This is a genomic window from Bordetella petrii (assembly GCF_020991325.1).
GTDB classification, from domain to species: Bacteria; Pseudomonadota; Gammaproteobacteria; order Burkholderiales; family Burkholderiaceae_B; genus Bordetella_A; species Bordetella_A petrii_E.
Map to the genome: position 1 here is coordinate 1 of NZ_JAJMLX010000034.1, position 25,487 is coordinate 25,487.

Here is a 25,487-nt window from a genome sequence, read left to right on the forward strand (position 1 = left end):
TGGCGAGCCGCCACTGGGGCGGACGCATCCCGCCCGCGCGGTTCGACGTGGTGGCCTTCGAGGCAGGACGCGCCCACTGGCTGCGGGCCGCCTTCGGCCTGTAGCCCGCGCGGCGCCGTGAGATAATGCCGGCCATGGATATGACATCTCGGATGACGTCGCACTTTCGCGACGCCATGGCTGTCTGCGAACAAAGCATGCACGCGCTGTCGGAGCCCCTGGCGGGCGCCGTCGAACTGCTATTCACAGCCCTGGCCAACAACGGCAAGATCCTGGCCTGCGGCAATGGCGGGTCGGCCGCCGACGCCCAGCATTTCATTGCGGAACTGGTGGGCCGTTTCGAACGCGAGCGGCTGCCGCTGGCCGGCGTCGCCCTCAACACCGATACCGCCATCCTGACCGCGGTCGGCAACGACTACGGTTTCGAGGAAATCTACGAACGCCAGGTCAGTGCCCTGGGCCAGCCGGGCGACGTACTGGTGGCCATTTCCACCAGCGGCAACTCGGCCAACGTCATCCGCGCCATCGAGGCTGCGCACGACCGTGAGATCTCGGTGATCGCGCTTACCGGCAAGGGTGGCGGCGTTACCGGTGAACTCTTGACGGCGCACGACGTCCATTTATGTGTGCCCCATGACCGCACCATGCGCATCCAGGAAGTCCATGCCCTGATGCTGCATGCGCTGTGCGATGGTATAGATGCTTTATTGCTAGGAGACACCGAATGATGCTTGCCGCCAAGATGGCCGCCCGCCCCCTGCTGCTTGCCGCCGTGCTCAGCACCGCCGCCCTGTCCCTGTCGGCCTGCGCCCCGCTGGTGGTGGGCGGCGCCGCCGCCACCACGGCGGTCGTCATCACCGACCGCCGCACCTCGGGCGCCCAGGTCGAAGACCAGAACATCGCTTTCAAGGCCGAACGCCAGATCAGCGAAAAACTGGGCGATACGGCCCGCGTGAATGCAATGGTGTACAACAGCGTCGTACTGCTGACCGGCGACGTTCCGTCCGACGCCGCCAAGGCCCAGGCCGGCTCGCTGGCACAGGGCGTGCAGCACGTGAAATCGGTGGTCAACCAGCTGAACGTGGGCCCGGCCGCCTCGTTCAGCATCCGTTCCAACGACACCTGGCTGACGTCCAAGGTTCGCACCACGCTCATCAACACCAAATACGTGCCGTCGGCCACCATTGCCGTCACCACCGACCGCGGCGTGGTATACCTGATGGGCCTGGTGACGGAAGCCGAGGGCAACTATGCCGCCACGGCTGCCTCGCAGGTGGGTGGCGTGGCCAAGGTGGTCAAGCTGTTCGAAGTCATCAGCCGCGAAGAAGCGCTGCGCCTGTCGGGACCGGGAACCCAGGCCGACGGCAAGGCGTCCGACAACGCGCCGCAGCAAAAACCCGCGCCCATCCAGTCCGGCGGCGGCGGCACGGTCAACGGGGTGGAAGCCATACCCATCAAGTAAATGAAAAAATTCATTGTTACCCTGGCCGTCCTGGTGGCGGCCGGCATCGGCGCCTGGTTTGTCTGGCGGCCGGCGCCCACCGCGCCCGACGTGGCTTTCACTACTATCGAAGGCAAGACCTTCAACATGCACGACCTGCGCGGCAAGGTGGTGCTGGTGAAGTTCTGGGCCACCAGCTGTGTTACCTGCGTCAAGCAGATGCCCGGCAATATCGAAACCTACAACGAGTACGCGCCCCAGGGCTATGAAACCATCGCCGTGGCCATGAGCTACGACCCGCCCAACTATGTGCTGAACTTCGCCGAAACCCGCAAGCTGCCCTTCCCCGTAGCGCTGGACACCAAGGGCGACATCGCGCGCGCCTTCGGCGACGTGAAGCTCACGCCCACGGCGTTCCTGATCGACAAGCAGGGGCGCATCGTCAAGCGCTACCTGGGCGAGTACGATCCGGCCGAATTCCACGCGTCCATCCAGAAAGCGCTGGCCGCCGGCTAGCGCGGCCGCGGCCGGGCCGCCCATGCCCCAGAAAGTCAACCTCAAGCTGTTGTCGGCCTTCATGGCGGTGGCCGAGCATGGCAGCTTTCGCAAGGCGGCCGAACAGACCTTCGTATCGCTGCCCGCCATCAGCATGCAGATCAAGCAGCTGGAAACCCAGCTGGGCGTGGCCCTGTTCCAGCGCACCACCCGCCACGTGGAGCTGACGCGCGAGGGCGAAGACCTGCTGATCACCGCGCGCAAGGCCATGGCCGAACTGGACACTGGGCTGGCCCGTATCCAGCAGGCGGCCAACGTGCAGCACGGCACCCTGGCCTTCGCCTGCGTGCCCACGGTGGCGGGCTCGCGCCTGCCGGCCGTACTGACCGAATATGCGCGCCACTACCCCGGCATATCGGTGCGCGTGCGAGAACTGTCGCACCACGACCTGCTGGAAGCGGTGCGGCGGCGCGAGGTCGATTTCGGCATAGGCCCGGTAGAAGAACGGCGCGGCGAGCTGGAGTTCCGCCCGATCTTCAACGACGAATACTGCGCCCTGCTGCCGCGCGGGTACCGCGACAACGGCCGCAAGACGATCTCACTGCGCGAACTGACGCGCCTGCGGCTGCTGACGCTGGCGCCGAATTCCCTGTTTCGCAACCATCTGGAAGACGCCCTGCGGGCCAACAACATATCCGCCGACCTGAGCTACGAGTTCACCCATGCCAGCACGTTGATCGCCATGGTCGAGGCCGGCCTGGGAGCGGGTATTCTGCCGCGCATCGCGGTGCCCCGCGGCACCAGCCTGGCCACGGTGCGCATCGCGCGCCCGGCGCTGCAGCGCACCATCGCGGTCGTCACGATCCGGGGATACACGCTGCCGCCCACCGGGGCGCGGCTGGTGGAAATGCTGGAACGGTCCATGTGATGCCGAGCGCGGCCAGGTAACCGGCTCAGCAGATACCGGACACGGTTGTGTGCCGCGATAGTCTCGGCAGGACGGTGTCGGGCACCCTGACGGGAGCCAGACACCCGTGAACGCTCGCCACGACCGCTCAAGGTAGCGCCATGGGGACCGACACCTGTAAAGCCTGACTCGAATTGCTCAAAATATCTGAACAATGAATCATATTATTTGATTTGTTTGCATGGCAATGCCGGCATACCATGCAGTTCATGGGCGCGCACCGCGCCTCGACACGGGACATAGCAGCCATGGAAATCCGCAAGATCGCCGGCGCCCTGGGCGCTGAACTGTCAGGCCTGGACCTGGCTCAGGGGCTGTCAGCCGCCCAGGCCGCCGACGTGCGCCAGGCGCTGCTGGATCACCTGGTCATCTTCATCAAAGACCAGAGGCTGACGCCGGACCAATACCTGGCTTTCGCCAATGCCATGGGCGAGCCTGTGGAATACCCCTTCGTGCGCGGGCTGGACGGCTATCCGCACATTATCGAAGTGAAGAAGCTGGAGCACGAAACCTCGAATTTCGGCGGCATCTGGCATTCGGACACCACCTATCTGCAAGAACCGCCCATGGGTTCGATGCTGCTGTCGCGGGAAATTCCGCCCTACGGCGGCGACACGCTGTTCGCCAACCAGTACCTGGCCTACGAATCCTTGTCGGATACCTTGCGCGGGCTGCTGGACGGCTTGGTGGGCATCAGCAGTTCGGCCCAGGCCGACGTGTCCAAGACGCGCGAAGACCGCATCCGCACCGACGGCCGCGATGCCGCGCCCACGGAATACACGGCCGAGCACCCCATCGTGCGCACCCACCCCGAAACCGGCCGCAAGGCGCTGTACGTGAATGTGGCCCACACTGTAGGGATCAAGGGCATGCGGCGCGAAGAGTCGGCGCCCCTGCTGCAGTTCCTGTTCAGCCACCAGGTCAAGCCGGAGTTCACCTGCCGGTTCCGCTGGACGCCCGACACCATTGCCTTCTGGGACAACCGCTGTACCCAGCACAACCCGGTCAATGACTACCACGGCCATCGCCGCATCATGCACCGCATCACCCTGAAAGGCGACCGCCCCGCGTAGGCCGGATCCGCCACGGCTAGGAACACGGCGAGGCCTGGTGCGCCTGCTGCTGCGCCTCTTGCAGCTTGCGCCACAAGACCTTGCCGGTGTCAGACTTGGGCAGGCTATCCGTGAACTCGACATAGCGCGGCACTTTGTAGGCGGCCATGCGCGTGCGGCACCAGGCGATCATGTCCTGCTCAGTGACCGTGTCCCGGTATTCGGGCTTGAGCACCACAATCGCCTTCACCGTCTCGCCCCGCTTCGGGTCCGGCATTCCTACGATGCACGCTTCGCGCACGGCTTCGTACTCGTACATCATGTTCTCGATTTCGGCCGGCCATACCTTGTAGCCCGAGGCATTGATCATGCGCTTGAGCCGCTCGCGCATGAAGAAGTAGCCGTCTGCGTCGACATTGGCCAGGTCGCCGGTGCGCAGGAAGCGCTTGCCGTCCAGCTCGATAAAAACCTGCCGATTGGCGGCCTCATTGCGCCAGTAGCCCAGCATGACCTGCGGGCCATGGGTCACCAGCTCGCCCACCTCGCCAGCCGGCAGTTCGCGCAGCGTGGCCGGATCGATAATGCGCGAATCCACGCCGGGCCCAGGCAGCCCCAGGCACTGCCGCTTGCCGCGCTGCGGGGGGTTGGCATGCAGGAACGAGGCGGTCTCCGACAGGCCGTAGGCCTCGTTGTACTGGATGCCGTAGCGTTCATACAGCATGGAGGCGATGGCCTCGGGCATGGCCGCGCCGCCGCCGCACAGCGTGGCCAGGCTTTCCAGCCGGCGTTCGCCTACGCCCGGTTGGCTGAAAAAGTCGATCACCATGGCCGGCGGCGCCGACCAGGCCGACACGCGATACTTCTCCATGACGTGCGCCGCCGCGCGCGCGTTCCAGCGCGGCATCATCACGATGGTCGCTCCCAGCACGATGGGTTGGTTCATCATGCCCTGCATGCCCAGCATATGGAACAGCGGTGCCACCGCCAGGAACACCGATTCGGCGTGCAGGCCGCGCCACAGCGACGAGGCCACATTGGCGGCCAGTATGGTCTGGTGGGTATGCATGCAACCCTTGGGCTGGCCGGTGGTGCCCGAGGTGTATGGCAGGACGCACAGGCTGTCCGGCGACGGCGGGGGCGGCAGTTCGCCGCCCCCGCGCGACACGGCGTCCTCGAATCCGGTCAGATTGGCGCCGGCCAGCGCCTGGCGTGGCGCCAGCACCCAGTCGGGCGTTTCGTTGGCCGGCTCCTGCGCCGGCAGCCCATCGGCATAGGCATGCACGATGGCGTGGCGCAGCGCGCCATCCAGGTGCGGCAGGACCCGCGGCAGCAGGTCCTGCGCGACAAAGGCCAGTTCGGCCCCCGTGTCCCGCAGATAATGATCCAGTTCGACGCTGGTGGACATGGCATTGACGGGCACCACCACCGCCCCCAGGCGCGCGATGGCATAGAACGCGGTAACGAACTGCGGACAATTCTGGCTGAACAGCAGCACCCGGTCGCCGTGCCGCACGCCCAGGTGGCCATGCATAAAGGCAGCCAGGCCGTCCACGCGTGACTTCAATTCGCCGTAAGTGCTTATGGCGTCGCAATAGACAATGGCCGCCTTGTCCGGATAGCGCTGTGCCGCCACGTCCAGGAAGTGGCCGAGCGGCATCTGCGGAACGCGTAGCGTGGTGGGCACACCCCTTGGCCAGTAGGGGCTCGGTGCTGCTGCAGCCATGAATTGTCTCCTTTTGCCATCCAGGGCGATGGTCAGATCTTTATGCCGAATTCTTGCAATACTGCCTGCGTGTGCTGGCCCAGCAATGGCGAAGCGGCGACCTCGGGCGAAACCCCGCATTGCCCCGGCAAGCGCACCCACGGCAACGCGCCCACGCCAGCCTGCGACACCTGTGCAAACAACCCCAGGTGCCGCGCCTGAGGGTCTTGAAGCAGGTCGTGCGGGCTGCGGACCCTGCCACACAAGATGTCGTGCGACTCAAGCAAAGCCATCCACGCGTCCGTGCTGCGTTCCCGGATCGCACCAGCCAGCCGCGCATTCAGTTCCGTCGCGCGTGCAATACGCCCGGCGCTGGTCCGCAACGACGCATCGTCGCGCCAGTCGTCCATGCCCAGCACCTCACACAGGCGCTGGAACATGGCGTCGTTGAGCATGCTGATGTAGATCTGGCCGTCTCGGGTGGGGAACAGCCCCGCCGGGGCGTTGAAAACCACCGCGCCGCCATCCGGAAACAATGCCTTGTCGATGATCTGGTACGACTGCAGCGCGGCCGCCACCTGCAGCATCGATACTTCGACATGCCGGCCCCTGCCGCTGAGCGCCGCGCGGTATAGCGCGGCGCTTGCTGCCTGGGCGGCATGCAAGCCGGTGCTCAAGTCCACCAGATACAGCCCGATGCGGCGCGGTTGCCCGGCTGCGTCCTGGTTGGCCCACATGAGCCCGGTTTCCGCCTGCACCGTCGTGTCCAGCGCGGGCCTGGCCGACCGGGGGCCCGTCGCGCCATAACCGGAAACAGACACGTACACCTGTCTCGGTTGCAACGGCGCCAGATCGGCATATCCGATGCCCATGCGTTCCGCCACGCCCGGGCGGAAATTCTGTATGACCACGTCCGCCTGGGCAGCAAGCTGGCGCAACGCCGCCTTTTGGTCGGGGTTGCGGGCATCCAGCACAACGCTTTCCTTGCCGGCATTGAACGCAATGGAGATTGCCGTATGCCCCGCAAGCTGGCGCCCCATGCCGCGGCCCCAATCGCCTGCTGGCGGCTCGACTTTGATGACGCGCGCCCCCTGCTGGCGCAGGATCAACCCGCAGTACGGGCCGGCAATGCCCTGGCTGGCGTCCAGCACGGTCAGCCCCTCGAACAGCGCTTCCTGGATCACGTCAGCGTTCCCTCATATCGATGATCACCTTGCCCACCGACCGCCGCGACAAAGTCGTATCGATGGCAGCCTGCCAATCCTGCAAGACAAAATGCTGGGTGCGGGGCAGCGGCATCGCCGCGCTGGCCAGCGCGCCGGTGATTTTCGCCACGATACTGCGCACCGCACCGGCATACTCTTCGCGCCGGTCTTCCAGACCCCAGCCGATATACACGCCGTAGTTGAAGCCGATCAGCGAGAGGTTCTTGACCAACAGCAGATTCACCGGCGCGCTGGGGATGCGCCCGCTGGCGAATCCGACGGACAGCAGGCGCGCCTGCTGCCGCACGCAGCGCAGCGATGCATCGAACAGGTCGCCGCCCACCACATCGAACACCACGTCCACGCCCTGCTGCCCCGTCAGTGCCTTGACCTCGGCCACCAGGGTGCCAGCATCGGCATCCAAGGCGTGCGCGGCGCCATGGGCAAGCGCCGCCCGGCGCTTCTCTGGGGTACTAGCGGTGGCGATTACGGTTGCGCCCAGGTGCCGGCCAATCTGCACCGCGGCCATGCCCAACGAGCCGCTGGCGCCATGCACCAGCAATGTCTGTCCGGGCCGTAATTCGGCCCGCCATTCAAGCGCCGCCCAGACAGTTGCGTAGGTAATGGGCAGCGCCGCGCCCTTGTCCAGCGGCACCTGGTCCGGCAGCGGATACACCGTTGCGGCGGTGGCGATGGCCTCTTCGGCGAATGCGCCCCAGTCCAGCGCTGCGATGACGCGCTGCCCCGGCTGCACATGGTCGACGTCACTGGCGACCTCAAGGACGATGCCCGCCACCTCCGTGCCCGGCGTGAATGGCAGGGGCGGCTTGCGTTGGTACTTGCCCGAGATGAACAACCCGACTGCGTGTCCCACCCCCGCGTGGCAGACCTGGATCCTGACCTGGCCCGGCCGCAACGCAACGCGCGCGAGCTTCCGCATCGACAACTCGCGCCAATGCCCCCAATGAGTACATACCAGCGCCTGGTAATGCGGGGCGGGCATCATGGGTTCCGGTCCAGGCCGACTTGCTTGATGACCGCGGCCCATTTCGCCAGGTCGGCAGACAGCACGGCGGCGAACTGCCCAGGCGTGTTGCCGATGGCAACCAGATTCAACTCGCCAAAGCGTTGCTGCATTGCCGGCTGGCCGACAATCTCGGCTACGGCCCTCGACAGAGTCTCCACGCGCTGGGCGGGCACGCCGGCGGGGAACAGCAGCCCCATCCACGCATCGGGCTCGAACCCGTTGTATCCGGCTTCAAGAAAAGTAGGCACATCGGGCAGCAGCGGCGAGCGCGCACTGCCCGTAATGGCCAGCGGCTTGAGCGTGCCCGCCTTGATGTAGGGCATCGCCGTGCCCACCGCGATAAAACCGAACTTGACGTGCCCGGCGATCATATCGGTGGCCAGCGGCGCCCCGCCCTTGTAGGCAACATGGTCCATCTTCAAGCCCGCTTCCTGCTTGAGCAGTTCACCCAGGATGTGGCCCGTGGTGCCCGCGCCATACGACCCGTAGAAGTACTGGCCGGGATTTTCCTTGACCAAGGCGACCAAGCCGCTGAACGTCTGCGCCTCGAAGCCGGGATATACCGCCAGGATCGTGGATGAATAGGCCACCTGGCTGACAGGTGCGAAATCGGTGATGGGGTCGTAGGAAAGATTCTTGTACAGTGCCGGATTCTGCACGTGCGCGGTATACGTCAGCAGCGCCGTGTAGCCGTCCTTGTCGGCGTTGGCCACGTACCGAGTGCCTATCTCGGTGCCGGCGCCGGGCTTGTTCAGCACGATCACCGGCTGCCCCCACTTCTGCGTGAGTTCGGCCCCCACCAGGCGCGCGACAGCGTCATTTACATTGCCGGCGGCAGAAGGCACAACAATAGTAATGGGGCGTGAGGGATAGACATCGTCGGCTCCTCGCACGGAGCCCACGGCACCCAACATTGCCACGGCCAGCAGCCATGCCATGCAGTCCCTCGGACGAGTGAATTTCCCGATGATTGCGGACATGCCTGATCTCCTTTATAGATATGAATATGTCCGGCGCCGGCGGCCTGCAGTCCTGACTCAGCCCGGCGCTTCCATCGCGCGCGCGATGATCTCCTTCATGATTTCGTTGGCGCCGCCGTAGATCTTCCCGACGCGTGCATCGGCATACATTCTGGCGATGGGATATTCCGTCATGTAGCCGTAGCCGCCATGCAACTGCAGGCAATCATCGATGACCTGGCAAAGCGTGTCGGTAGTCCACCATTTGGCCATGGCGGCGGTCGGAATATCCAGTTCCCCGCGCTGCAGCCGCATGACGCAGTCGTCGACGAAGGTGCGGGCAATGGTGGCGTGGGTCTGGCACCTGGCGAGCGTGAAGCGGGTGTTCTGCAGCGCCATCAGGCGGTCGCCGAATACCTGCCGCTGCTGCGCATAGGCCGTGGTGTCCGCGATGGCCCGGTGCATGCCGGCCACCGCCGACACCGCGATCAACAGGCGTTCCTGCGGCAACTGCTGCATCAGCTGCGCAAAGCCGCGGCCCTCTTCGCCGCCCAATAGATTGGCGCATGGCACCCTCACGCCATCGAAAAACAGCTCCACGGCATCGATGGTTTTCTGTCCCAGCTTGGCCAGCGGTGGGCCGCGCCGGAAACCGGGCAGGTCGCCGGTCTCGACCACTACCAGCGACATGCCCTTGGCGCCGGCGACGCGATCGGTCTTGACGGCGACGATCACCAGGTCGGCGTGGTAGCCATTGGTAATGAATGTCTTGGCTCCGTCGATGACATAGTCGTCGCCTTGGCGCACGGCAGCGGTGCGGATACGCTGCAGGTCGGTGCCGGCGCCCGGCTCGCTCATGGCGATGGCACCCACCCATTCGCCGGACGCCATGCGCGGCAACCAGCGCTGCTTTTGCGCTTCGGAGCCATAGGCCAGGATGTAGTGGGCCACGATGCCGCTATGCACGTTGATACTCAGGCCGCCTGCCAGGGCGGCCGCCTGCGCTTCGCAGATCGCGGCATCGTGCAGGAAGTTTCCGCCGCCGCCGCCGTAGGCCTGCGGAATGCTGGCGCACAGCAGGCCGGCCCTGCCCGCCCGCTGCCAGATGTTGCGGTCGGCATGCCGCTGAGCGGCCCATCGTTCTTCGTGGGGCAGGCACTCGTGCTCGAAAAATCGCCGGGCCGTGTCGCGGACCTGCTCGATCTCGGCATCCACCCAGGGCCGCGCCGCGTTCACGGCCGGCCTCCGCCGCACACCAGTACCTGGCCGCTGATGTAATCGGACTCGGGAATGCAGAACAGATACACCGCCCCTGCCGCCTCGGCGGGCGTGCCGGCGCGGCCCAGCGGAATCGTGGCTTCGGCATTGCGCAGGTTCTCTGGGGCCACGCCCACGTGTATCTTGCGGCCTTCCACGTCGATACTGGCATCGGCGTCGGCGGGCGCCTCGGTCAGGCGGGTCTTTATCAGGCCGAACGCCACGCTGTTCACATTGACGTTGTAGCGCCCCCATTCCTTGGCCAGCGCCTTGGTCAGCCCGGTGATGCCGGCCTTGGCCGCGGCATAGTTGGCCTGGCCCGCGTTGCCGTACACACCGGACGTGGACGAAATGTTCACCACCTTGCGGTGCCTGCGTACTCCTTCGGCCTTTTCGCGCTTGGCGGTCTCGCGCAGGTAGCCGGACGCCGCCCGCAATATCCGGAACGGCGCCGTCAGGTGCACCGCCAGCATGGCATCCCATTGCTCGTCGCTCATTTTCTGGATGACGTTGTCCCAGGTGTAACCGGCGTTGTTCACGATGATGTCGAGACCGCCGAATTGCTCCAGCGCCTGGCCGACGAAGCGTTCGCCAAAACCTGCCTCGGCAACACTGCCAGTGCATACGCAAGCCTGCCCGCCCGCGGCGCGCACGTCGCGGGCGGTTTGTTCGGCAGGTCCGGCATCCAGGTCGTTGATGACCACGCTGGCCCCCTCGGCCGCCAGCTTCAGCGCGATTTCCCGGCCGATGCCCCGGCCCGACCCCGAAACCAGCGCCACTTTTCCTTCCAGCTTTTTCTGCATGATGCTTGCCTTCATATCCACCCGCCGCCTCAGGCGGCTTGATACAGGGTAACGACGCACGCGCCGCCCAGCCCCAGGTTGTGCTGCAAGGCAATGCGCGCCCCTTCCACCTGGCGCTGCTGGGCCCGGCCCGTCAACTGCCAGTAGAGTTCGGCGCATTGCGCCAGTCCGGTAGCGCCCAGCGGATGTCCCTTCGACAGCAGGCCGCCCGACGGATTGGTGACCACGCGCCCGCCATAGGTGTTGGCGCCTTCCAGGATGAAACGCTCGGCAGTGCCTTCCGGGGTAAGCCCCAGGGCCTCGTAGCTGATCAGTTCGTTGGCCGTGAAGCAATCATGCAGCTCCACCACGTCCACGTCGGCAGGGCCGATTCCTGCCATTTCGTATACCTGGCTGGCGGCCGATACCGTCATGTCATAACCCACCAGCTTGCGCATGTCGCCGCTCTCGAAGGTGCTGGCGGTATCGGTGGTCATGGCCTGCGCCGCGATGCGCACGCGGCGGTCCAGCTTGTACCGGCGCGCGAAGTCTTCGGAGCACACCACCGCCGCCGCCGCGCCGCATGTGGGTGGGCAGCACTGGTAGCGGGTCAGCGGGTCGAACACCGTGGGAGATGCCATTACCTCTTGCAGCGACAGCACGTCGCGAAACACGGCCAACGGGTTGCGCGCGGCGTGCTGGCGGGCTTTTACCGATATCCGGGCGAAGGTGTCGGGACGTATGCCGTGCTCTTGCATATAGGCTCGCCCGGCCCCTCCGAAGAACTGCGCGGCACGCGGCGCGTGCGCGTCGTACCCTTGCAGGGCCGTCATCGTATCGGCGAACCGCGCCACGGGCGACGGACGATCGTCATATTTTCCCTTCAGCGCGCCCGGCGTCATCTGCTCGAACCCCAGGGCCAGCGCACATTCGGCCACGCCGCTTTCCACCGCCTGGCGCGCCAGGAACAGCGCACTGGACCCCGTGGCGCAGTTGTTATTGACGTTGAATACCGGTATGCCGGTCAGGCCGGCGCCGTACACCGCGGCCTGCCCAGCCGTGGAATCGCCGTACACGTACCCCACATAAGCCTGCTGGACGCTGTCGTAGGCCAGTCCGGCGTCTTCAAGCGCCAGCCTGGCCGCCTGCGTCCCCATGGCGTCATAGGGCGCGCTGGCGCCCGGCTTGGTGAAAGGGATCATTCCCGCACCGATGACGAACACCGGCCGTTGTTGTCGAGCCATCCTGGTTCCTTGTCTCTGGGCACGGCCCGCGGGCCGCGTCATTCCAATACGATGTTCGCGTCTTTCACGATGCCCGCCCAGTACGGCATGTCGGCCTCGATCACGGCGGCGAACGCTTCAGGCGTGTTGCCCACGGGGGTCAACCCCATGCTGCGCAGGCGGCCATTCACCTCGTCGGTACGGACGATTTCCTGTACTTGATCCGACAACTTGTCCACGATGGACGCGGGCGTGCCCGCGGGCGCGAACACGCCGAACCAGCCATTGGGCTCGAAGCCTTTCATGCCCGCTTCCTGGAAAGTGGGCACGTCGGGCAACTGCGGATGCCGCTGCGTGCCGGTAATGGCCAGGATTTTGATGCGGTCGGAGGTCAGGTTGGCATTGAAGGACGACACGTCCACGAATGCCGAGGCCACTTGCCCGCCCAGGATGCTGGTGGTAAGCGGCGCCGCCCCTTTGAAGGGCACGGCCGTGATCTGTGTGCCCGTCATCAACTTGAACATCTCGCCATGCATGTGCGAAGACGTGCCATTGCCGTAATTGCCATAGTGATACTTGCCAGGGTTCGTCTTGGCCAATGCCACGAACTGCTGCAGCGTATCCGCGGGAATGTCCTTGTGCACCACGAACAGGTCCGACGAGCGCGCCACTTCGCTGACCGGGACGAGGTCTTTGCGCGCGTCATAAGGAATGTTGTCGTACAGGGCCGGCGTCTGAATCAAAGCCGTAATCGCCAGCAGCAGAGTATGGCCGTCGGGCTGAGCCTTGGCCACCTGGTCGTTGCCCACGATACCGCTGGCGCCGGGTTTGTTTTCCACGATGACCGGCACGCCCAGCCTTTCGCCCAGGTGCTTGCCGACCAGCCGGGCAATGGTGTCGGTGCCCCCGCCAGCCGGATACGGCACGACCAGATTGATGGGCCTGGACGGATACCCGGCAGCATCTTGCGGCGCGGCCAGGGCCGGCGCCGTGGCGCAAGCCAGCCCAACTGCTCCACACAGCAATGCCGTCCACATGCGACGCGCAGTATTCATGTCTTGTCTCCCTGCTCCCTCCGGAATGCCGGGGCAGCTTATGTAGGAATGGATCTGATCAGCCAACCGCGAGAGGCAGTGTAGGCAGAGGGACAAGGGCGGACAATGGCGGTAGCAACCAATGCCATTGGCAAGAACGATCAATGCGGCACGGCCGGCTTCAGATTGGTTTCGCGGTACATGCCCGGCGCCAGGCCCGTCCAGGACTTGAAGGCGCGGTGGAAAGTACTGGCTTCGGAAAAACCCAGCCGGGCGGCGACATCGTTCAGGGTCAGGTGGGGCCTTGCCAGCAACTGGATGGCCGCATCGCGGCGCAGGTCATCCTTGATGCCCTGGAAGCTCTGGCCTTCGGCCTTCAGGTGCCGGCGCACGGTCTGCGGGGTCATGCCCAGATGCTGGCTAACTTCGACCAGTGTCGCGCCTTCCACCATGGCGCGCTGCCGCAACAGGCGGCGTATGCGTTCGGTGAGCCGGCTGCGATCGCGGTATTTGATGACCAGGTTGCCCGGCACTTCGCGGATGAAGGTTTGCAAGCTTTCGGGTGTTTGCACCACAGGAAGATCCAGCCAATGGGCCTCGAATTCAAGTGAGGCGCGCTTGCCCGTATTGCGAACCCGGGTATGCATTAAGCGTTCGGCCTCGCTGCGGTAGCCCCGGGCGCTGGGCACGCCCACGCACAACACGGGAATCCGCCTTGCGGTCAGCCACGACATCACGCCATACGACAGGAAGCAGAAACTGCGCATGGCGTAGCTTTCCAGGGTATCGACATGCCCGCCATGGTGGTCGACCTGGATCCGGGCCACGCCTTCCAGCACCACCAGCCTGGGCGTGAACGCCCGCAGCAGCGGGCGATACAGGCCCAGCCCCGTCCGGATGGCCTCGCCCAGTGTGCGGTAATGGATCAGTTGGCTGCAGATCTGGACGAAGCTGCCGGGACGCACCGGGTGAGGTGTCAGGCCCCACAGTTCATCGTGGGTCAGCCTGGCCAATACCCGCATCAACTGCGCGTACTGCGCCTGCGTCACGCGCGAGCGGGGCGCCTCGAGCAGCGCCGGGGAAATGCCGGCACGCCACAGCACGGCGGGAATATCCAGGCCCAGCTTGCGCGCACCCTGGATAATCTGTTCGACCTGCGTGATGGCGACGGTATGCTCGGCTATCGGGCCGTGGGAATCAAAGGCGGCAGGCATCGGCATGGCGTCACGGCGGCTCCCCAATGATCAGCGTGCGGGCGTGGCCCAGTATACCCGCCGCCCGCCTGCGCGGCGGACCGGGTTTCAGCCCGCAGCACCTGCCTTGCGCAGGGCCTCGATCTTGCCGGCGCCATAACCCAGGCCGCCCAGTACTTCGTCGGTGTGTTCGCCGGGCGCGGGGGCCGGCAGGCGGATATCGAACCGGAAGCCGCTCATGCGCACCGGACAGCCCAGCTGGGCGGTGCCAGCGGCGATGCGTATCATGCCGCGCGACTCGAAGTGTGCATGATCCAGCACTTCGTGCAGATGCATGACGGGCGTCACGCAGCATTGCGTGCCCTGCAATTTGTCGCGCCACCAGGCGAGGTCCTGGGCAGCGATCAATTGTTCTAATTGATGCCGCACCCAGGCATTGCCCGGATCTTCATACGTGCGGTGCAGGTCGATCAAGTCGTGCCGGCCGGCCGCCTGGCAAAACGCGGCCCAGAATTTCTTCTCGAGCGCCGCGACGGCCAGATAACGCCCGTCGCGCGTGGCGTAAAGTGCGTAGCAAGGCAAGGCACCGGTAAGTTTCGCCCCGCCCGTGGGCGGGGCCTTGCCATTCTGATTCACCGCGGCCAGCGGCAGCATGGCATGCGCCAGAATGCCATCGGCGATGGCGATGTCTACATAACGCCCCTGCCCCGTGCGGGCGGCATCGAACAGGGCGGACAATATACCCATGACCGACACCATCGAGCCTCCCAGCAGGTCGGCCATCGGCACATTGGACAAGCCTGGCGCCACGCCCGACGATCCCAACTGGTCGGCCACGCCGGCCAGGCTGCAATAGTTCAGGTCGTGGCCCGGCTCGTCGCGCAGGGGGCCGGTCTGGCCGTAGCCACTGATGCTGCAGTACACGATGGCCGGATTGCGGGACCGTGCCGCCTCGTAGTCCACGCCCAGCCGGGCCATCACCCCGGGCCTGAAGCCTTCGATCAGGATATCGGCCGTCGCGCATAGGTCGAGCAATGCCTGCACGCCGGCCGGCGTTTTCAGGTTCAGCCGGATGCCCCGCTTGTTGCGGTTCACCAGGGAACGCACCGGCTCGGCCGCGTAATCGCCCGCGCCGGTGTCTTCGATCTTGATGACATTGGCGCCCAGGTCGGCCAGGTGCATGCCCGCGACGGGCCCCGGAAGCAGGCGGGTCAGGTCCAGCACGGTAACCCCGGCCAGGGGCGGGCGGTGGACAGAGGCCGGGCTGGTGGCCGGGGGCTGCGGTGGCATCATGCTGTCAACGGGAGAAGTCGAGGCGTGATGCAGTCTATGGCCCGGCTGGCGCGCCGGGCAATGGCGCGGGCGGTCACCGCCCTTGGCAAAAACGCTCAGGACGCAGTGCGGGTGCCAGGCACCGAGGGGGGCACGCGCCGTTGCAACAGAACGGGGTCAGGCACGCAAGGTGCCTGACCCCTGAACCCGACGCCCGGGTACCCGCTTCAGAAAGCCGGCACCACCGCGCCCTTGTACTTTTCCTGGATGAATTGCTTCACCTCGGGCGAGTGCAGGGCGTTGACCAGTTTCTTGATGGCGGGAGCGTTTTTATTGTCGTCGCGCGTGGCCACGATGTTGGCGTAGGGGGAGTCGGCGCCTTCGATGAACAGGGCATCTTTGGTGGGCACCAGGCCGGCTTCCAGCGCGTAATTGGTATTGATGAGCGACAGCGCCACGTCATCGAGCGCGCGCGGCAACATGGCGGCTTCGAGTTCGCGGAACTTCAGGTTCTTGGGGTTCTCGACGATATCCAGCGGCGTGGCCACGATGTTGGAGGGATCTTTCAGCTTGATCAGGCCTTGCTTCTGCAGCAGCAGCAAGGCGCGGCCGCTGTTGGACGGGTCGTTCGGGATGGCCACGGTGGCGCCCGCGGGCAGGTCGGCCACCGATTTGACCTTGCGCGAGTAGCCGCCGAAGGGCTCGACGTGCACCAGACCCACCGATACCAGCTTGGTGCCGCGGTCTTTGTTGAAGGTGTCCAGGTAGGGCTGGTGCTGGAAGAAATTGGCGTCCAGCTCTTTGTCGGCCAGTTGCAGGTTGGGCTGCACGTAGTCGCTGAACACTTTGATGTCCAGTTCGACCCCTTCCTTGGCCAGTGCCGGCTTGACCACTTCCAGGATCTCGGCGTGGGGAACCTGGGTGGCGCCCACTGTCAGCTTTTCGGCCTGGGCCGCGCCGGCCAGGAAAAAGGCGGAAGCCAGCAGGGCCGTCCGGGCAAGAAAGAAGCGCATACAAGTAACCTCGTGGAATGGGGGCTGAAGCGGCCGCCAGGGCCGTGTGGGCCGCGGCCGTTGCAAAAACGCCCCCAATTTACCTGATTAGAGGTTATTTTGTCGGGCATATGGTCATGGGTGCTGGGTATAAGTAATTCGCCCGGACTACAATCTGCCGTATGCTTGCCCTGGCAGCGCCGAGCCCGCGCCGGCGCAGGCATTTTCCTTTTTTACTCTTTACCTTAATAGCCGAGCTCTCACGCCATGACCGACACCCCCGACCCTGCCGCCGTTTCGTCGCCCGCAATCAAGGCGGCCGTTCTTTCCGAAGCGCTGCCGTATATTCGACGATTCCATGGCAAGACCATCGTGGTGAAATACGGCGGCAATGCCATGACCGAAGAGCGCCTGCAACGCAGCTTCGCGCACGACGTGGTACTGCTGAAGCTGGTGGGCCTGAACCCGGTGGTGGTGCATGGCGGCGGCCCGCAAATCGACGACGCGCTGCGCCGCATCGGCAAGCAGGGCACGTTTGTGCAGGGCATGCGCGTTACCGACGCCGAGACCATGGAAGTGGTCGAATGGGTGCTGGGCGGCCAGGTCCAGCAGGACATCGTCATGATGATCAACGAGGTCGGCGGCAAGGCCGTGGGCCTGACGGGTAAAGACGGCATGCTGATCCAGGCCCGCAAGAAGCTGATGGACAACAAGGACAACCCCGACGAGCCGCTGGACATCGGTTTCGTGGGCGACATCACCCAGGTCGAACCCGCCGTGGTGAAGGCCTTGCAAGACGACCAGTTCATTCCGGTGATCTCGCCCATTGGCTATGGCGAAGACGGCACGGCATACAACATCAATGCCGACGTGGTGGCCGGCAAGATGGCCGAGGTGCTGGGCGCCGAGAAACTGCTGATGATGACCAACACACCGGGCGTGCTGGACAAGGGCGGCAAGCTGCTGCGCAGCCTGTCGGCCCAGACCATCGACGAACTGTTCGCCGACGGCACCATCTCGGGCGGCATGCTGCCCAAGATCGCCTCGTCGCTGGATGCCGCCAAGAACGGCGTGAACTCCGTGCACATCGTCGACGGCCGCGTGCCCCACTGCCTGTTGCTGGAAATCCTGACCGACCAGGGCGTCGGCACCATGATCAGTTCGCACTGATGCAAGTGCATCGCCACTTGCTGCGGCCGGCGGCGCGCCAGCGCCGTTCGCGCCGCATGGCCACGGGCGTGCCCGACCGCCTGTGGCTGTTCGACCTGGACAACACGCTGCACGACACTTCCCATTCGATTTTCCCCCGTATCGACGAGGGCATGACGATGGCGGTGGCCGAATCGCTGGGGGTGGATATCGACACCGCCAACCAGCTGCGCGCCAAATACTGGCACCGCTACGGCGCCACCGTGATCGGCATGGTGCGCCACCACGGCGTGGATGCGGGCGCCTTCCTGCGCCGCAGCCACGATTTCGACGTGAACCCGCTGGTGCGCGCCGAAAAAGCCCTGGCCGCCAAACTGCGCCAGCTGCCGGGCCGCAAGGTGCTGCTGACCAACGCCCCCTTTCATTACGCCCGCGCGGTACTGCGCCGCCTGGGCATCCTGCGCCACTTCGACAGCCTGTGGGCCATCGAGCACATGCGCCTGCATGGCGAATTCCGGCCCAAGCCCTCGCCCGCCCTGCTGCGCTATGTGCTGGCGCGCGAAGGTGTGCCCGCGGCGCGCGCGGTGCTGGTCGAGGACACATTGTCGAACCTGCGGGGCGCCCGCCAGGCGGGGCTGCGCACGGTGTACGTGTACCACCCGGGCACGCCCTTCACCCGGGGCGGCAATACCCGGCCGGGCTATGTCGACTTGCGGGTAAACTCGGTCAGCGACCTGCTGTTGCGCCGCCGCCCCCTGCGCGGCTAACGTCCTGCACACCTTCTTTATTTTTTGTCAGACATGGCAAGCAAACCCGGCGAGCGCAAGACCCAGATACTGCAAACCCTGGCGGAAATGCTGGAGCAGCCGCACGCCGCCCGCATCACCACGGCCGCGCTGGCCGCCCGCCTGCAGGTATCCGAAGCCGCGCTGTACCGCCATTTCGCCAGCAAGGCGCAAATGTTCGAAGGCCTGATCGAGTTCATCGAGGTCAGCCTGTTCACGCTGGTGAACCAGATCATCGCGGTGGAACCGCAAGGCTTGGGCCAGGCCCGCAAGACAGTATCGATGCTGCTGACGTTTTCGGAACGCAACAAGGGCATGACGCGGGTGCTGACCGGCGACGCGCTGGTCACCGAAGACAACCGCCTGCAGGAACGCATCAACCACATCAACGACCGCATCGAAGCTTCGCTGAAGCAGTCGCTGCGGGTGGCTGTCAGCGATGGCGACCTGGCGCCGGACGCGAATATCGCCGCCCACGCCAGCCTGCTGACCCATCTGGTGCTGGGCCGCTGGCTGCGGTACGCGCAAAGCGGATGGCGCGTGGCTCCCACGGCGCACCTGGACGAACACCTGCGCGTGGTGCTGTGACGCGGCGGGCTCGGGCCCGGCCCCGCTGGGGGCCGGCTTCACGCCCGCGCGATCTTCAGCCCTGGCCCATGGCGGGATCGGACACGGAATCCTTGCCGCTTTCCACGCGGCCCGCCAAGCGGCGCGACCACAGTTTGGCGTCGCCGGCGGCAACCGCGAAGTCATACCAGTTGCCGCTGTCGCCCAGCGCCCAGCTCAGTTCGCCGATCTGGCCCGCCTCGACTTGCTGCACCCACGGGCCATCGTTGCGATAAGCCTGGGCCGACACCGAGAATGTGGCGGCCGCCGCGCTGCGGTTGTACAGCTTCACCTGCACTTCCGGCGGTTCGCACAGGCGGTAGCACACCTGTACTTCCAGCCCGGCCGTGGCTTCGTCGCGCAGGTCGCCCATGAACTCGCGGTGGTAGCCATTGGGACCCAGCACCCAGAAATGATAGCGGCCATGATCCATGCCGACGTCGATGGCGTCATCGATCTCCTTGCCGGCTTCGACCATATAGCGGCGCGGAATCTGGTTCAGGTGCAATTTATCGTACACGTGGAACACCGCGCCAGCCTTGCCGCTGTTGGCGAATGCCAGGGTGACCTTGCCGGCGTCGGCATCGGCGCGTGCCGTGGTGTGCAGTTCGTACGGCAAGGCCCGCGACGGACGAGTGCCCGTGTCCGCACGCGGCAGCGCCGGATCGCCGGGCACCGGGATGGGCGGAGCGGCTTCTTGCTGCACCACCAGCTGGTCGGCGGCATCCTTGGTGGTGCGGCCTTCCAGCGTGGGCATGGCTTCGCCGTTCGGGTTGGCGAAGTTGAAGGCCGTGGTCAGGTCACCGCAGATGGCCCGGCGGTAAGCGCTGATGTTGGGCTCTTGCACGCCGAAGCGCTTCTCCAGGAAAAGCAGCGTGGACGTGTGGTCGAACACTTGTGAATTCACCCAGCCGCCGCGGCTCCAGGGCGACACCACCCACAAGGGCACGCGCGGGCCGGGGCCGTACGGCCGGCCGTCGGGCGCCGTGTGCTTGGGCGAGGCAGGCGCGTAATCGTGGTATTCGAAGGCCATCTCGGCATCGCTGAGCGTGGTCTTGCCTGCCAGGCTGCCGTCGTCGCGGCGTGATGGCGCCGACGGCGGCGGCAGGTGGTCGAAGAAGCCATCGTTCTCGTCGTAGTTAATCAGCAGCACCGTGCTGGCCCAGACCTCGGGGTTCGAAGTCAGCGCGTCCAGCACTTCCTGCACGTACCAACCGCCCTGGGCCGGGCTGGATGGGCCCGGGTGTTCACTGTAGGTGGATGGCGGAATCACCCACGATACCGAGGGCAGCGTGCCGTTCTTCACATCGTCGCGCAGGCTTTGCAGGTAGCCATCGGGCATGGTGTTGCCGAAACCCTTGGCCAGCGGGCTGAGCGCGTCGTCGATGGCGGGATCGTAGGCCCGCGACACCGCCGGCAGCGCTACCGGGCGGCGATCGGCCGGCATCGACTCCATGGCCTCGCGCCAGTGGCGGAACGACATCAGCTGGTTGCAGCCGAAGTTGTCGGCCAGGCTCTGGTACACCTTCCAGCTGACCCCGGCTTCCTGCAGGCGGTCTACGTAGGTGGTCCAGGTCCAGCCTTCGGTAGAAGGGCCGACGTCGTTGCCGCCGTTGTACTCGTTGACGATGGCCGCGTAGTTGTCGCCCTTGGGCCCGTTGGTGCCTGTCCAGTAGAACAGGCGGTTCGGGATGGTGCCCGTGTGCATGGAACAGTGGTAGGCGTCGCAGACCGTGAAAGCCTCGGCCAGGGCGCGATGGAACGGCACCTCGGCCTCTTCCAGGTAGCCCATGGACAGCGGCTGCTTGGCCACGGGCCAGCGGTTCAGGCGGCCGTGGTCCCAGGCGGCCTGGGCGTCGGCCCACACATGCGGCGTGCCGCCGGCGCGCTGGGCGTTGCCCTTGCTGCTGTCCAGGTGGTAGGGGGTTTCGGTATTGCCGTTGGCATCGGTCTGGTAGAACACATTGCTGCCATTGGCCAGCGGAATCGGAAAGCGGTCGCCATAGCCGCGCACGCCGCGGAATGTGCCGAAGTAGCTGTCGAACGAGCGATTCTCCAGCATCAGCAGCACCACGTGCTTGACGTCCTGGATGGTGCCGGTGGCGTTGTTGGCTTCGATGGCCAGCGCGCGGCGGATCGACAGGGGCAGCGTGGACAGCGCCGTCAGCGCGGCGGTGGTACCCAGCGAGGCGCGCAGGAACCCGCGTTTGGAAGGATCAAATGACATGTCGGTTCGATGAAGTCGTGGGTGGAAGTGATCAGGGCGCGGGCGCGCAATTCGCATCGGCGGCGCATTCGGTGGGCGTGCCGCCATCCGGCGGCGGCGCCCCCGGATCGCCGTCGTCGGAATCGCTGCCGCTGCAGCCGGCCAACACTACCGCCAACGACAGGCCCACCGCCCACGCCAGTTTTCGCGTGGCGGACCAACCCTCGGAGCTACTTCGAATCATTGTCTTCTATCGCCTGAAAAGTGCGCGCCCGCGCCCGGTTGGCCGCATGCGCGCACGTTGATCAACCATGGAACATGGTCCAGCGATTTCCGCGGGCAAAGCCCGCCCCTGCCCGAATGCATCGAGCATCGCATTCACTGCGGGAACGGCCCCGCCGGAAAATAGGGCCGGGCCACGGTCATCGGTGCGCAATCCTAGGCGTGAAAAAGTTCACTTTCTTGACAGCGATGGACCGCCGCCGCGCGGATGCGACCATTTGCCGCGTGCCGTGTCTTGTTTTTGTCATGCGGCGCGCCGCGCGCCCGGGATGCGCGGGCCCGGGCATGGCCCGGCGTTGAAATTCTATTAACGCTGGAAAACAAGTTTTACACGCCGATTACCCAGCTTCAGACAACAGGCGCAGGCCGGTGCGCCGGACAAATTCGCCGTAGCTGATGGGCGGCCCCGCCTTCGTATCGGCGCTGTTGGCCTGCCAGTGCACCCAAGACCTGCCCGTGGTGGCGTCGTAAACCACTTTGTACAGGTAGCTGGGCACGGCTACGCCCGCGCCTATCGTTCTGGGCCTGTCGGCATAGACCGGGCCGGTGAACACGTACACATCGCCCGCGGCACGCATGGCGTACTTCCGGGTGTCTTGCTCGATGCGGCTCCAGGGGCCTCCGTTGTGAACCTGGTCCTGCGGCACCATGTTGGCCAGCGAAAAGCTCTGCGCCATGGCCTGCGGGGTGGCCATATCGGCAGCCGGGGCCATGTGCCCGCGGGAAAAGCCCGAGCCCCGGTAGTCGTCCAGTTCGGCCCGTTCGCTGCGCGGAATACGCGCTTCGGCGTAGAAGCGGTCGGTGCGGTCTTGCTGCCGGGCCTGCAGCAGGGACCGCCGGTTCAGGCGTTCCGCCACGAAAACCGGAGTCTTGGTCTGGCCGTTGTGCAGAATGGCGAACGAGGCATAGCACACCTCGCGCAGCTTCTGGCTGGCCGGCACGGCGGGAGGCCGTGCCTGCGGGAAGAATTCCGGGCATTGCGCGAAGGTGGTCTGCGCCTGCGCCCCGGCTGGGGCCGCTACCGGCGCCGCCTGGTTCAAGGCCGGCCACGGCAGCCGCGCCAGGGCTTGTTCCACCGATGCGGGAATACGCCACTGCGGATTCAGCCAATACGTGGCGGCGCCAAAACTCGCCACGGAGGAAAGCAGCAGCGCGCGCAGGAACCGCGCCGCACTACCCGCCGATCGGGCTTGTGCCCTGCGGCCTGGACTGCGTTTTCTTGAAACAGACTTCTTGCGCGGCATGCGACCTATACGTAACTGCTGGCCGCGCTTTGCCGCAGCCTGGATGGCCACCGATTGTAGAGGAGTGACGAATCCGCCACTTCGGTACGCGGCGGAAGCATTCGCGGCCAGGGCTACACGAGCCTGGAACCCGGCACGACCTTGAGCCGCCCTGGCGGGTGTTCATGGGTGTCTGGCTCCCGCCAGGGTGCCAGACACCGCACAATTGAGACCATCGTGACACACAACGGTGTCTGGCACCCTGGCGGGAGCCAGACACCCAGCCATATGCCCGGCGCAGATCGGCGTGATCCATGTTCCCGGCTGGATTCCGCACCCGCCGCCATGCCTGCTCTTGATGGGCCAGCCGCACGCCATAGCAATTTTCGAGAAGACAAGGCGCGCATCCTGAGCGATGCTTGGTGCTTTACACGCCCCTTGAGCGAGATAAGCCGATGCGGATCAAGCTGAACAGTATTTTTGTCGACGACCAGGACAAGGCACTGAGGTTCTACACCGAGGTGCTGGGTTTCCAGAAAAAGCAAGACTTCCCGGCAGGCGAAGCGCGCTGGATTAGCGTGGTTTCCCCCGAGGGCCCGGACGACCTGGAACTGGTGCTGGAGCCCAACAGCCACCCCGCCGCAGCGGCATACCAGGCGGCGCTCAGGAATGACGGCATTCCGGTAACCGCATTCGAAAGCCAGGATATCCAGGCCGAAACGCAGCGGCTGAAAGACCAGGGGGTGGTGTTCACCATCGAACCCACGGCCGCGGGCGCCGTCACCCTCGCCATCTTCGCCGACACTTGCGGGAACCTGATACAGATTTACCAACTGAACGCCTGAACCGCGGCCCCAGACAGGAGAACCGGGATGGACAGCAAGAACACCATTTGCATCTGGTACGACAACGACGCCCTGGGCGCCGCGCAGTTCTATGCCCAGACCTTCCCCGACAGCGCCGTGGGCAGCATCATGTACGCGCCGGGCGATTACCCTTCGGGCAAGCAGGGCAACGCGCTGACGGTACAGTTCACCGTCATGGGCATTCCCTGCGTGGGCTTGAATGGCGGCCCCGCCTTCAAGCATAGCGAAGCCTTTTCGTTCCAGGTGGCCACCGACGACCAGGCGGAAACCGACCGCCTATGGAACGCAATAGTGAGCAACGGCGGCCAGGAAAGCGAATGCGGCTGGTGCAAAGACAAGTGGGGGGTATCGTGGCAGATCACCCCGCGCGTGCTGCTGGAAACGGTAAGCGGCCCGGACCCGGCGGCGGCCAAGCGAGCCTTCGATGCCATGATGACGATGAAGAAAATCGACGTCGCCGCCATCGAGGCCGCGCGCCGCGGGTAAGCCGCGGCGCCTGGGGAATGGGCTACCCCGGCTCCGTCCGGTGCCGGGAAATGCTCATCAGTATTCCGCAGGCGATGCCCATGGTGATCAGCGCCGTTCCCCCGTAGCTCATGAACGGCAGGGGCACCCCCACCACCGGCAGGATGCCCGTTACCATCCCCACGTTCACGAATACGTAGACGAAGATCATCATCGTCAGCGCCCCCGCCAGCAGGCGTCCGAACTGCGACGAGGCCCGCATGGCGATGGTCAGGCCGCGGGCGATCAGCAGCGCGTACAACACCAGCATGGCCACGCCGCCATACAGGCCGAATTCCTCTGCGTACACGGCAAAGATGAAATCGGTGGTGCGTTCGGGGATGAAGTCCAGGTGGGTTTGCGTTCCGCGCATGTATCCCTTGCCGTACAAACCGCCAGACCCCACGGCGATCATGGACTGGATGGTATGGAAGCCCTTGCCCAGAGGGTCGGAACTGGGATTCAGCAGCGTGCAGACCCGCTGTTTTTGATAATCGTGCAGCACCACCCAATCCACTCCGGGCTGGCAGAGCTGGTCTTCATAGTAGATGAGCGTGCCGACGCTGAGCACGCCCACCACGGCCAACGGCACCAGCAGCTTGAATGACAGCCCGGCGAAATAGATGACGAAGAAGCCCGCGCCGAACACCAGCAGCGCCGTGCCCAGGTCGGGCTGCAGCACGATCAGCCCGAAGGGGGCCGCCAGCATCGCCGCCGCCACCAGGAAGTCGCGGATGCGCACTTCGCCTTCATGCCGCTGGAAATACCACGCCAGCATCAGCGGCACCGCGATCTTCAGCATTTCGGATGGCTGGATGCGCGCGACGCCCAAGTCCAGCCAGCGCGTGGCGCCCTTGCTGGTTTCGCCGAAGAATTCCACGCCCAGCAGCAGCACCACGCCCACCAGGTAGAACGGCAGGGCCAGCCGCATCAGCATTTTGGGGGGTATGAGGGCCACGGCCCACAGCGCGCAGAACGCAATCAGGAAATTGCGCGATTGCTCGGCAAAGCGCCAGTCGGTGCTGCCCACGGCCGAATGCATGATGGTGAGCCCCAGCGCGGCGAACAGCAGCAGGATGACCAGCAACGGCCAGTCGAACGCGAGGAACACGCGTGCCAGCAGGGCGCCCAGGCGCTTCATGGTTTGTCTCCGCGCGGGGCCGACTCGAACAGGTCTGTCAGGTCGGACAAGGCCGGCGCCGTGGAAGGCCGCGTGGTGGCAGTGGGCGGCCGGGGAGCGGGCGCGGCCTTGGACGCTGGCCGCG

Annotated in this window: 25 protein-coding genes; 10 read left to right on the forward strand and 15 right to left on the reverse strand. The window is 65.4% G+C overall.

What is annotated here, in order from left to right; genetic code table 11:
* Positions 1 to 134: 134 nt before the first annotated feature.
* From LPZ50_RS05670 to LPZ50_RS05690, 5 genes are all read left to right on the forward strand, one after another.
* Positions 135 to 728, forward strand: a complete 594-nt coding sequence (locus tag LPZ50_RS05670; protein WP_230658693.1) for a phosphoheptose isomerase — start codon at positions 135 to 137, stop codon at positions 726 to 728.
* Positions 725 to 1,462, forward strand: a complete 738-nt coding sequence (locus LPZ50_RS05675) for a BON domain-containing protein (RefSeq protein ID WP_230658695.1) — start codon at positions 725 to 727, stop codon at positions 1,460 to 1,462. The genes LPZ50_RS05670 and LPZ50_RS05675 overlap by 4 nt, the downstream gene beginning before the upstream one ends.
* Positions 1,463 to 1,957: a peroxiredoxin family protein gene (locus LPZ50_RS05680; RefSeq protein ID WP_230658697.1), complete on the forward strand. Its 495-nt coding sequence runs from the start codon at positions 1,463 to 1,465 to the stop codon at positions 1,955 to 1,957.
* A gap of 22 nt (positions 1,958 to 1,979) precedes the next feature.
* Positions 1,980 to 2,864, forward strand: coding sequence for a LysR family transcriptional regulator (locus LPZ50_RS05685; RefSeq protein ID WP_230658699.1), 885 nt, complete (start codon positions 1,980 to 1,982; stop codon positions 2,862 to 2,864).
* A 287-nt stretch (positions 2,865 to 3,151) separates the two neighbouring features.
* Positions 3,152 to 3,976 carry a TauD/TfdA dioxygenase family protein gene (locus LPZ50_RS05690; protein WP_230658701.1) on the forward strand — a complete coding sequence of 275 codons (825 nt, stop codon included), beginning with the start codon at positions 3,152 to 3,154 and terminating at the stop codon, positions 3,974 to 3,976.
* A gap of 16 nt (positions 3,977 to 3,992) precedes the next feature.
* Here LPZ50_RS05690 and LPZ50_RS05695 read toward each other — a convergent pair whose 3' ends face one another.
* The 11 genes from LPZ50_RS05695 to LPZ50_RS05745 all read right to left on the reverse strand — a co-directional run bounded on the left by LPZ50_RS05695 (position 3,993) and on the right by LPZ50_RS05745 (position 16,622).
* On the reverse strand, positions 3,993 to 5,678 hold the full coding sequence (locus LPZ50_RS05695) for a long-chain-fatty-acid--CoA ligase (RefSeq protein WP_230658703.1): 1,686 nt from the start codon (positions 5,676 to 5,678) through the stop codon (positions 3,993 to 3,995).
* A gap of 32 nt (positions 5,679 to 5,710) precedes the next feature.
* The gene (locus LPZ50_RS05700) at positions 5,711 to 6,841 is read right to left on the reverse strand and encodes a CaiB/BaiF CoA transferase family protein (protein WP_230658705.1); all 1,131 of its coding nucleotides are present in this window, start codon (positions 6,839 to 6,841) and stop codon (positions 5,711 to 5,713) included.
* A 1-nt stretch (position 6,842) separates the two neighbouring features.
* A complete protein-coding gene (locus tag LPZ50_RS05705; RefSeq protein ID WP_230658739.1) occupies positions 6,843 to 7,865 on the reverse strand; it encodes an NADPH:quinone oxidoreductase family protein in 1,023 nt (340 codons plus the stop codon).
* Positions 7,865 to 8,869 (reverse strand): tripartite tricarboxylate transporter substrate binding protein, encoded by a 1,005-nt coding sequence (locus tag LPZ50_RS05710; RefSeq protein WP_329957645.1) that lies wholly within the window; start codon positions 8,867 to 8,869, stop codon positions 7,865 to 7,867. The genes LPZ50_RS05705 and LPZ50_RS05710 overlap by 1 nt, the downstream gene beginning before the upstream one ends.
* 57 nt (positions 8,870 to 8,926) lie before the next feature.
* On the reverse strand, positions 8,927 to 10,084 hold the full coding sequence (locus LPZ50_RS05715; RefSeq protein ID WP_230658707.1) for an acyl-CoA dehydrogenase family protein: 1,158 nt from the start codon (positions 10,082 to 10,084) through the stop codon (positions 8,927 to 8,929).
* Entirely contained in the window at positions 10,081 to 10,908 is an 828-nt protein-coding gene (locus LPZ50_RS05720) for an SDR family NAD(P)-dependent oxidoreductase (protein ID WP_230658709.1), read from the reverse strand. The genes LPZ50_RS05715 and LPZ50_RS05720 overlap by 4 nt, the downstream gene beginning before the upstream one ends.
* A gap of 29 nt (positions 10,909 to 10,937) precedes the next feature.
* Positions 10,938 to 12,131 (reverse strand): lipid-transfer protein, encoded by a 1,194-nt coding sequence (locus LPZ50_RS05725; RefSeq protein ID WP_230658711.1) that lies wholly within the window; start codon positions 12,129 to 12,131, stop codon positions 10,938 to 10,940.
* 38 nt (positions 12,132 to 12,169) lie between these two features.
* Entirely contained in the window at positions 12,170 to 13,165 is a 996-nt protein-coding gene (locus tag LPZ50_RS05730; RefSeq protein ID WP_230658713.1) for a Bug family tripartite tricarboxylate transporter substrate binding protein, read from the reverse strand.
* Positions 13,166 to 13,305: 140 nt separating this feature from the next.
* Complete coding sequence (locus LPZ50_RS05735) at positions 13,306 to 14,358, reverse strand: AraC family transcriptional regulator (protein WP_230658715.1); 1,053 nt, start codon at positions 14,356 to 14,358, stop codon at positions 13,306 to 13,308.
* An 87-nt stretch (positions 14,359 to 14,445) separates the two neighbouring features.
* A complete protein-coding gene (locus LPZ50_RS05740; RefSeq protein WP_230658717.1) occupies positions 14,446 to 15,630 on the reverse strand; it encodes a CaiB/BaiF CoA transferase family protein in 1,185 nt (394 codons plus the stop codon).
* 206 nt (positions 15,631 to 15,836) lie between these two features.
* Positions 15,837 to 16,622, reverse strand: coding sequence for a MetQ/NlpA family ABC transporter substrate-binding protein (locus LPZ50_RS05745; protein ID WP_230658719.1), 786 nt, complete (start codon positions 16,620 to 16,622; stop codon positions 15,837 to 15,839).
* A 246-nt stretch (positions 16,623 to 16,868) separates the two neighbouring features.
* Here LPZ50_RS05745 and argB point away from each other — a divergent pair, with 246 nt between their 5' ends.
* The 3 genes from argB to slmA are packed head-to-tail and all read left to right on the forward strand — an operon-like array spanning position 16,869 to position 19,123.
* Complete coding sequence (gene argB, locus LPZ50_RS05750; RefSeq protein ID WP_230658721.1) at positions 16,869 to 17,771, forward strand: acetylglutamate kinase; 903 nt, start codon at positions 16,869 to 16,871, stop codon at positions 17,769 to 17,771.
* Positions 17,771 to 18,517 carry a pyrimidine 5'-nucleotidase gene (locus LPZ50_RS05755; RefSeq protein WP_230658722.1) on the forward strand — a complete coding sequence of 249 codons (747 nt, stop codon included), beginning with the start codon at positions 17,771 to 17,773 and terminating at the stop codon, positions 18,515 to 18,517. The genes argB and LPZ50_RS05755 overlap by 1 nt, the downstream gene beginning before the upstream one ends.
* 33 nt (positions 18,518 to 18,550) lie before the next feature.
* Complete coding sequence (gene slmA / locus LPZ50_RS05760; protein WP_230658724.1) at positions 18,551 to 19,123, forward strand: nucleoid occlusion factor SlmA; 573 nt, start codon at positions 18,551 to 18,553, stop codon at positions 19,121 to 19,123.
* Positions 19,124 to 19,178: 55 nt separating this feature from the next.
* Here the strand turns inward: slmA and LPZ50_RS05765 are convergent, their stop codons facing one another.
* The 3 genes from LPZ50_RS05765 to LPZ50_RS05775 all read right to left on the reverse strand — a co-directional run bounded on the left by LPZ50_RS05765 (position 19,179) and on the right by LPZ50_RS05775 (position 22,873).
* A complete protein-coding gene (locus LPZ50_RS05765) occupies positions 19,179 to 21,368 on the reverse strand; it encodes a phosphocholine-specific phospholipase C (protein WP_230658726.1) in 2,190 nt (729 codons plus the stop codon).
* A gap of 31 nt (positions 21,369 to 21,399) precedes the next feature.
* Positions 21,400 to 21,591: a hypothetical protein gene (locus tag LPZ50_RS05770; RefSeq protein WP_230658728.1), complete on the reverse strand. Its 192-nt coding sequence runs from the start codon at positions 21,589 to 21,591 to the stop codon at positions 21,400 to 21,402.
* Positions 21,592 to 21,967: 376 nt separating this feature from the next.
* Complete coding sequence (locus tag LPZ50_RS05775; protein ID WP_230658731.1) at positions 21,968 to 22,873, reverse strand: DNA/RNA non-specific endonuclease; 906 nt, start codon at positions 22,871 to 22,873, stop codon at positions 21,968 to 21,970.
* Between the two features lie 434 nt (positions 22,874 to 23,307).
* Between LPZ50_RS05775 and LPZ50_RS05780 the strand changes: the two genes are divergently transcribed.
* Positions 23,308 to 23,697 (forward strand): VOC family protein, encoded by a 390-nt coding sequence (locus tag LPZ50_RS05780; protein ID WP_230658733.1) that lies wholly within the window; start codon positions 23,308 to 23,310, stop codon positions 23,695 to 23,697.
* A gap of 27 nt (positions 23,698 to 23,724) precedes the next feature.
* Positions 23,725 to 24,204 (forward strand): VOC family protein, encoded by a 480-nt coding sequence (locus tag LPZ50_RS05785; protein WP_230658735.1) that lies wholly within the window; start codon positions 23,725 to 23,727, stop codon positions 24,202 to 24,204.
* A gap of 22 nt (positions 24,205 to 24,226) precedes the next feature.
* Here LPZ50_RS05785 and rodA read toward each other — a convergent pair whose 3' ends face one another.
* On the reverse strand, positions 24,227 to 25,363 hold the full coding sequence (gene rodA, locus LPZ50_RS05790; protein WP_230658737.1) for a rod shape-determining protein RodA: 1,137 nt from the start codon (positions 25,361 to 25,363) through the stop codon (positions 24,227 to 24,229).
* Between the last annotated feature and the right edge of the window lie 124 nt (positions 25,364 to 25,487).